Origin of the sequence: Lutibacter sp. (assembly GCF_041596795.1) — a bacterium.
Taxonomy (GTDB): domain Bacteria; phylum Bacteroidota; class Bacteroidia; order Flavobacteriales; family Flavobacteriaceae; genus Lutibacter.
Genome location: NZ_JBFHHX010000134.1, coordinates 1 through 8607, shown reverse-complemented (window position 1 = coordinate 8607; position 8607 = coordinate 1). Strand labels below are relative to the sequence as shown.

Annotated in this window: 7 protein-coding genes and 1 pseudogene; 6 read left to right on the top strand and 2 right to left on the bottom strand. The window is 29.1% G+C overall.

What is annotated here, in order from left to right; genetic code table 11:
* Window positions 1-1420, top strand: a pseudogene (locus ABY298_RS13050) (alpha-2-macroglobulin); the annotation flags it as partial.
* A 77-nt stretch (window positions 1421-1497) separates the two neighbouring features.
* On the opposite strand, the gene ABY298_RS13045 reads toward ABY298_RS13050, so the two are convergent.
* Window positions 1498-2010, bottom strand: a complete 513-nt coding sequence (locus ABY298_RS13045) for a lactoylglutathione lyase family protein (protein ID WP_372746500.1) — start codon at window positions 2008-2010, stop codon at window positions 1498-1500.
* Between the two features lie 161 nt (window positions 2011-2171).
* On the opposite strand from ABY298_RS13045, the gene ABY298_RS13040 reads away from it, so the two are divergent.
* Window positions 2172-2447: a winged helix-turn-helix transcriptional regulator gene (locus ABY298_RS13040; protein ID WP_372746499.1), complete on the top strand. Its 276-nt coding sequence runs from the start codon at window positions 2172-2174 to the stop codon at window positions 2445-2447.
* Window positions 2448-2519: 72 nt separating this feature from the next.
* A complete protein-coding gene (gene kdsA / locus ABY298_RS13035; protein WP_372746498.1) occupies window positions 2520-3338 on the top strand; it encodes a 3-deoxy-8-phosphooctulonate synthase in 819 nt (272 codons plus the stop codon).
* Here kdsA and ABY298_RS13030 read toward each other — a convergent pair.
* Window positions 3330-4319: a helix-turn-helix domain-containing protein gene (locus ABY298_RS13030; RefSeq protein ID WP_372746497.1), complete on the bottom strand. Its 990-nt coding sequence runs from the start codon at window positions 4317-4319 to the stop codon at window positions 3330-3332. The genes kdsA and ABY298_RS13030 overlap by 9 nt on opposite strands.
* A 79-nt stretch (window positions 4320-4398) precedes the next feature.
* Between ABY298_RS13030 and ABY298_RS13025 the strand changes: the two genes are divergently transcribed.
* From ABY298_RS13025 to ABY298_RS13015, 3 genes are all read left to right on the top strand, one after another.
* Entirely contained in the window at window positions 4399-6771 is a 2373-nt protein-coding gene (locus ABY298_RS13025) for a TonB-dependent siderophore receptor (protein WP_372746496.1), read from the top strand.
* 82 nt (window positions 6772-6853) lie between these two features.
* On the top strand, window positions 6854-7576 hold the full coding sequence (locus ABY298_RS13020; RefSeq protein ID WP_372746495.1) for a DUF4198 domain-containing protein: 723 nt from the start codon (window positions 6854-6856) through the stop codon (window positions 7574-7576).
* Between the two features lie 5 nt (window positions 7577-7581).
* A partial coding sequence (locus ABY298_RS13015; protein ID WP_372746494.1) for a PepSY-associated TM helix domain-containing protein occupies window positions 7582-8607 on the top strand: 1026 nt, incomplete at its 3' end.

Genomic DNA, 8607 nt, shown 5'->3' with positions numbered 1-8607 from the left:
ATTAGAAGAAATGCAATTTGGCAACGGTGGATTTCCTTGGTTTAAAGGAAGTAACTATCCAAACCGATATATTACACAACACATTGCAACTGGTTTTGGGCATTTACAACAACTAAATGTTGATTTAAATGCTGATTCAGATAAAATTCAAAAAATAATCAAAAAAGCTGTTCAGTTTTTAGATGATGATATTGAAGATGACTATAACAAATTACTTGTTGAAGCTAAAAAAATTAGAGAAAAAGCAAAAACCAAACAACAAGGTGTAAAAGATGAAGCTACATATTTGGCTAAAAACCATTTAGGGTATATTCAATTGCAATATTTATATATGCGTAGTTTTTATAATGCTATAAAAATTGATAAAAACTTGCAAACAGCAATAGATTATTATACAAACCAATCAGCTAATTATTGGAAAGATTTTAACCTATACTCTAAAGGATTAATTGCTTTAATTCAACATAGAAATGGAAATAAAGTATTAACTGCTGCTATTTTAAAATCTTTAAAAGAAAACAGCATTGTTAGTGAAGAATTAGGTATGTATTGGAAAGAAAATACCCAAAGTTGGTATTGGTACCAAGCGCCAATTGAAACGCAGGCATTGTTAATTGAAGTTTTTTCTGAAATAGAAAATGATACTGCAACTGTTGATGAATTAAAAATTTGGTTGTTAAAAAATAAACAAACCAATAGTTGGAAAACTACCAAACAAACTACGGAAGCGGTATATGCTTTATTATTACAAGGAAGCGATTGGTTAGCTGTAAATGAAACGGTTGATGTAACTGTTGGAAACAAAAAAATAGAACCTTCTAAATTAGAAAATGTAAAAATTGAAGCTGGAACAGGCTACTATAAAACAGCTTGGAATGGCAATGAAATTAAACCAGAAATGGGAACTGTTACCATTGCTAAAAAAGATAAAGGTATTGCTTGGGGAAGTTTATATTGGCAATATTTTGAAGATTTAGATAAAATTACCTCGGCAGAAACTCCTTTAAAATTGAGTAAAAAATTATTCTTGAAAACAAATTCTGATACTGGCAAAAAACTTACAGAAATTAAAGAAACCTCAGCTTTAAAAGTGGGCGATTTAATTACTGTTAGAATTGAGTTAAAAGTAGATAGACCAATGGAATTTGTACACATGAAAGATATGCGCGCCAGCGGATTGGAACCTGTAAATGTTTTATCAAGCTATAAATATCAAGATGACTTGGGATATTATGAAAGCACTAAAGATGCTGCTACTAATTTCTTTTTTGACAATTTACCAAAAGCCGTGTATGTTTTTGAATATGATTTACGTGTAAATAATGCGGGTAATTTTAGCAACGGAATTACAACAATACAAAGTATGTATGCTCCAGAATTTAGCAGTCATAGTGAAGGAGTTAGAATAAAAATAAATTAGTTTTAACAACCTTGTTAAATTAAAAAAACCGTTACGTAACTTTATAAGTTTGCTAACGGTTTTTTTTTGTGATAATTTTATTTAGTATAAGCTCCTGAAGAGTACGTTAACTCGTAACTATGTGTGTAAACTTCAAAAACAATTCCAAATGGATCTTGAACATAACACATTTTATATGGCTTATCATTCGGATAGTATTCTCTAATTTGCATTCTTTGCTTTCCTCCTGCTGCAACAATTTTTTCTACCAACCCTTCAATATCTGGATCTTGTACACAAAAATGGAATAATCCAGTATTAAAAGGATTAAATTCAGGTGCTGTTTTTACACCATTAGGAAAACAAAACAGTTCAATACCAATACCATCGGAGGTTGATAAATGGGCAATTTCAAATTCTCCCCATCCTTCTCCAAAAACATCAATACACATTTGGCCAATAGCTGTTTCTTTTTCTTCAACAACCGTAGATGGTTCCATTATTACATACCATCCCATAGTTTCTTTATAAAATTCTACAGCTTTTTTAATATCTGGAACAGTAATTCCAATATGAGAAAATGATTTTGGATAATTTTTTTTAGTTAACATATTCATTTGTATTTATTTTACTGCAAAATTAAACTATATTTGCACATTAAACAATAACTTACCAAAAAGAACCATAGTATCCTTTTAGGGTATTTTATTGATTATCAATTGAATAAAACTGAAAAATGACTGAAAAATATTATTGCTCTCTACATTTAACAATGGATTTAATAGGAAGTAAATGGAAACCTTTGTTGTTATTTCACTTAATTGATGGTCCATTAAGATCTGGAGTTTTGCAAAAAACAATTCCTGAAATTTCTAATAAAATGTTCACTCAAACAGTAAGAGAATTAGAACGAGATAATTTAATTAGCAGAAAAGTATATCCTGTTGTACCACCAAAAGTAGAATATGAACTAACGGAAACAGGAAAATCTCTTAAATCTATTTTAATAGATTTAGATAATTGGGGTAAAAAAATAATGGCTAAGTAAATTTAGGTACTCATTTACTTTTTCAATAAACAAAATATTAAAAACTGTACCTTTGCATAAAATTTTAAAAAAATGGATTTAAATCTGATTCCGAAAATTAAATATACCAACAGTGGTAACTTCTTTTTATTAGCTGGACCTTGTGCTATTGAAGGTGAAGAAATGGCGTTACGTATTGCCGAACAAATTAAAATTGTAACTGATAAGTTAGAAATTCCTTGGGTTTTTAAAGGAAGTTTTAAAAAGGCAAACCGAAGTAGAATTGATAGTTTTACAGGAATTGGAGATGAAAAAGCATTAAAAATTTTACAAAAAGTATCTAAAACTTTTGATGTGCCAACTGTTACAGATATTCATACTAATGAAGATGCTGAAATGGCTGCTGCTTATGTAGATGTGTTACAAATACCTGCTTTTTTAGTACGCCAAACCGATTTAGTTGCTGCTGCAGCTAACACTGGTAAAGTGGTAAATTTGAAAAAAGGACAATTTATGAGTCCGGGAGCAATGAAACACGCTGTACAAAAGGTGAAAGATTGTAACAACGAGAAAGTTTGGGTTACAGATAGAGGAACTATGTTTGGCTACCAAGATATGATTGTAGATTTTAGAGGAATTCCTGAAATGCAACAATTTGCACCTGTTATTTTAGATGTTACACACTCTTTACAACAGCCAAACCAAACAAGTGGTGTTACTGGCGGAAGACCAGATATGATTGAAACAATTGCCAGAGCAGGAATTGCAACAGGCGCTGATGGTATTTTTATTGAAACTCACTTTGATCCTGCAAACGCCAAAAGTGATGGTGCTAATATGCTAGATTTAAAATATTTAGAAAATTTAATGACTCGCTTAGTTGCTATTAGAAAAACTATAAATTCATTTTAGTTTATTTCGAAATTGCATTGGAGTTTCTCCAAAATATTTTTTAAATGCCGCACTAAAATGTGTGGCATTTTTATATCCAATAGCTTCAGAAATTTCATAAATTGTTAATGCAGTATTTAACAATAGAACTTCAGATTTTTCCATTTTTAATTTCTTTGTATAGTCACTCATAGTTGCACCAAAAATTCTTTTAAACTCTATTTTTAAAACATTTTCATTTAAGCCAACTTCATTTGAAAGGTTTTTAACAGAATAATTTTCTGTTAAATTTTCTTTTATAAAGCGCTCAACTGCATATACTTTTTTAACACTCCCCATACAAGTTCTATATTTATTAAAACTTATAGTATCTATATTTTCCATTTGGATTGCTAACAACTCTAAAACCTTAGCCTCCATAAATATTTTTTTAGAAATTCCGTTTAGCCTAGATGACTCAAGGTTTATAAGTATAGAAAATAAATCATTGGTAATTGGTTGCGTTCTATTTGTTTCAACAATTTTCTTAAAGTTTAATTCATTAGTTATTCCGTGCTTACTTAAAAAAGTGCTTGGCAGTTTAATTCTTATTTCTTTATAGGGTTTTAAACCACTAATTCTAACTGTCCCTTTAAAATTATTGGTGTTAGCTATATAAGACTCTTGACTCTCTAATAAAATATCATTTTTAAATTTAGTAGATGAAATTATTTTTTCTCCTTCTACCACAAACGTTAACTGAGTATAATCATCATCACTATTATAATGAATCACTAAATCTTTAGTCAATTTAAATCTACAAATAGAAAGTATAACATCATCAAAACTAAAACTTAAAACACAACCATTTCCATACTTCGGCAATAAAACTTGCTTTTTAAATTGAAAAAAGTTTTCATTTCTACATTCCTTTTCAACGGTAAGTGCTTGAAACATTTCAGTATCAGATTGAGAAACATGCAATATTTCACAATTACTGTAATCGCGTCTTTTTTTATTCAAAATGCGTCGTTAATGATTAAATATCTATTTTATTTTTGCGGTAAATTTATTTAGACTAAATTAAAATAACAAACAAATCATGAAAAAATATTTTACGCTTATTACATTATTTCTAACTATTGTAATAGTAAACGCACAAAATGAAACACTTAAAGGGAAGGTTGTTTCTAACCAATCTACACCTTTATCTGGTGTTAACATACAAATCATATCAACAACCAAAGGAACAAACACCAATAATTTGGGTGAATTTGAAATTAAAGACCTTACCCCTGGAAGCTATGAATTGAAAGCTTCATATGTAGGCTATAAAAGTAAAATTATACCAATTAAAATAACAAAAAATAACATTTCTAACTTACAACCAATTGTTTTAATAGAGGTTGAAGAGCAATTAAGTGAAGTTGTTATTGAAAGTAATGGAATTAATAAAATATTAAAAAGTGAAGGGATTTACATTTCTAAATTACCATTAAAAAACTTAGAAAATCCCCAAGTTTATAATGCTATTACCAATGAAATTTTAAAAGAACAAGTAGTTACAAATATAAACGATGCTATAAAAAATGCAACAGGTGTTGTGCGCTTGTGGCAATCAACTGGTAGAGGTAACGATGGCGCAGAATATTATTCACTAAGAGGATTCTCTGTTCAACCTTCCATAACCAATGGATTACCAGGATTAAACAATGGAGGTTTAGACCCAAGTAATATTGAAAGAATTGAAGTTATAAAAGGTCCTTCTGGAACTTTGTACGGAAGTAGCTTAATTTCTTATGGAGGTTTAATTAATGTTGTTACCAAACAACCTTACGAAGAGTTTGGCGGAGAATTATCATATACAAATGGCTCAAATGGACTACATAGAATTACAGCAGACATAAATACACCTATTGGAAAAAACAATGCCTCTTTTTTAAGAATTAATACAGCTTATCATTCAGAAAACAGTTTTCAAGATGCTGGTTTCAACAAATCTTTTTACGTAGCTCCATCACTAAAATTAAAAGCAAATGACAAATTAACGTTTTTAATTAATACTGAAATTCTAAACAAAGAAAGTGCAAACGCTCCAATGTTATTTTTAAACAGATACTCTACTTTAACATATAACTCTATAGATGTTTTTGAAAAAAACTATCATAATTCATTTACAAGCAACAACTTAACAGTTAAAAACCCAACATTTAATTTACAAGCGCAAGCTTTATATAAACTATCTGAAAATTGGACATCGCAAACAGTACTATCTTCTGGTACTGCTAAAACAGATGGGTATTATTCTTACCTATGGGATTTAAGTGATGGTGATACCTTTGCGCATTATATTTCTAAACCAAATAGCGAAACAAACACAACAGATATTCAACAAAACTTTATTGGTGATTTTAAAATTGGCAAATTTAGAAATAGACTTATTGTAGGTTTAGATTATTATAATAACAAGCTAAAAACCAATGGCACAGGTTGGGTGGCAATTGGCTCTGTATCAATAAATAATGGTACTAACTCTTCAATTTTATCGCAAGCTGCAGTAGATAACGCACTTTCAGTAAGTGCTGTAAGTAATTCTGAATCAGAACAAGAAATCTATAGTGCTTATGTTTCAGATGTAATAAACATTAGTCAAACACTTTCTACTATGGTAAGTTTAAGAATGGATAAATATGAAGGTGATAAAAATGATGACGATGATGACCAAACAGCATTTTCTCCAAAATTTGGGTTAGTTTATCAACCTATAAAAGATAGATTGGCTGTGTTTACAAATTATATGAACGGTTTTACAAATGTTGCGCCAACGCAAGTATCAGATGCCGATGGATCTAACTCTAGAGTTAAAACATTTGATCCTGAAAAAGCAAATCAATGGGAAATTGGTGTAAAAACAAATTTAATAAATAACAAATTAAATGTTACAGCTAGCTACTATAATATAAACGTTTCTAATAAATTAATGACTGATCCTACAAACATTTATAATTATATACAAGGTGGTGAAGTAGAAAGCAAAGGAATTGAATTAAGTTTAATTGCAACTCCAATACAAGGATGGAATTTAATTGCCGGTTTTAGCAATAATAAAAGTGAAGTTTTAAAGGAAACAGAAGGCGCAGGATATTTAGGATTAAGACCTGAAGAAGCTGGACCAGAAAAATTAATAAACTTTTGGACAAGTTATACCATACAATCTGGAACCTTAGAAGGTATTGGCTTTGGTTTTGGAGGAAACTATGCTAGTGAATTTAATACCTTAAATAGAGAAACAACAGGCTCGTTTACATTACCAGAGTATACAATCTTAAATGGTTCCTTGTCTTATTCAGCGGATACATTTAAAATTATTTTAAAACTTGACAATATTACAAATAAAAAATACTTTACTGGTTGGTCTACTGTAACTCCGCAAAAAACAAGAAGTATTTCAGCAAATTTAACGTACAACTTTTAACCTTTACTATTTGAGTTTTTTTTGAATAAAAGGCTCTTATAAAATTTTACAAGAGCCTTTTTAAAATTTAACATTATACATTATGAAAAAATTACTACTAACAATCAGTGCCGTTCTATTAATTTCAACATCAAGTTTTGCACATTATTTATGGATAGAAACAAATTCTATAGGAACAATAAATCAAGAGCAAGAAATTAAAGTTCATTATGGAGAATATACATATGGAGTTGTTGAAGAAGTTAAAGGTGATGCTTTTTTAAAAGTTCAAAATTTTACTTTATGGATTTCTGATCCATTAGGTAACAAAACTGAATTAAATACAACCGCAGAAAACACTTACTACAAAGCAACTTTTAAACCTGAACTTAATGGAACATATACTGTTTATTTAAACAATAACGCTATAGATGTAATTGATTATACTCAATACAATTTTGGAATTTTTAAAACGCACTATCATTCCGTGGCAAAAATAGTTGTTGGAAATAAACAATCTGAAACAACTGCAGACAACCAAAATGGAATTACCATAAAAGATATTTCTGAAAACAACACTAATATTACACTTAAAGTGTTGTTTAAAAACAATCCTTTACAAAATAATGAAGTAAAAATTTTTGTAGCCGATTTATGGTCTAAAACTTTACAAACCGATGAAAATGGCAATGTATCATTTAAACTTCCTTGGAATACTAAATATATAATAGAAACTACATATAAAGAAGAAATTCCGGGCAAGTATAATAATGAAAACTACCAATTTATTTGGCATTGTGTTACTTATACCATTCCATCAAAATAATTTTTATGAAAAAAATTAACTTCAAAAAATTTATTGGAAAAATACATTTATGGCTCGGACTCACCTCTGGGCTTATTGTATTTATTATAGCTATTACTGGTTGTATTTATGTTTTTAGTGATGAGTTTACCAATTCATTCCGTAAAAATGACATGTATGTTCAATCGCAAGAAAAACCACTTGATTTAAATAAACTTTGGGAAAGCACACAACAACAACTTGGACCAACTTTTCAACTATCGTGGGTAAATGTGTATAACAATCCTACAAAAAGTTACATTTTTTATGCCTACAAAAGCAATGAAAATGCAATAACCTATTTTGAAAATATAGAATATTACAAATCTATTTATGTAGACCCATATACAGGTAAAATACTAAATATTTATAATGAAGAACTCGACTTTTTTAATATTGTAAAAATGTTGCATTGGAGCTTATTATTAAAAACGGAATATGGTCAACCAATTGTTGGATATAGTACTATTATTTTTGTACTAATGCTTATTTCGGGATTTATTTTATGGTGGCCAAAAAACAAAAAATCTAGAAAACAACGATTAGCATTTCAATGGAAAAATACAACAAAATGGAAACGTAAAAATTATGATTTTCATAATATTTTAGGTTTTTATGTTGGCTCAGTGGCTATAATTATAGCTTTAACTGGATTGGTTTGGGCATTTTCTTGGTTTCAGGCAATTGTTTACGTAGTTGGTTCGGGCACAACTACTCCACCAGATTTTTCAAGAGCAACATCAACATATACTGTAAGTCCAAAAGAAACTGCATTAAAACTTGCTTTAGAAACTTCAAAAACTAAATACTTAACCGCTAATGGGTTTAGAATAACACCAGCTAAAGATAGCACCGATATTATAAATGTTTATATACAGCAATATGATGGATTATATTATGTAAATCACAGTTTACAATTTGATCAATATTCTGGCAAATTATTAAAAGAAAGAAATCATAAAAATAAAAATTTTGGAGAAAAAATAATTAATGCAAATTATGACATTCATGTT

What these genes read in the sequence shown, in the direction of transcription:
- ABY298_RS13040 (WP_372746499.1), top strand. Translation starts at nt 2,172, where the DNA reads ATGGATTTAATAGGAAGTAAATGGAAACCTTTGTTGTTATTTCACTTA.
- ABY298_RS13020 (WP_372746495.1), top strand. Translation starts at nt 6,854, where the DNA reads ATGAAAAAATTACTACTAACAATCAGTGCCGTTCTATTAATTTCAACA.
- ABY298_RS13045 (WP_372746500.1), bottom strand. Translation starts at nt 2,010, where the DNA reads ATGTTAACTAAAAAAAATTATCCAAAATCATTTTCTCATATTGGAATT.
- kdsA (WP_372746498.1), top strand. Translation starts at nt 2,520, where the DNA reads ATGGATTTAAATCTGATTCCGAAAATTAAATATACCAACAGTGGTAAC.
- ABY298_RS13025 (WP_372746496.1), top strand. Translation starts at nt 4,399, where the DNA reads ATGAAAAAATATTTTACGCTTATTACATTATTTCTAACTATTGTAATA.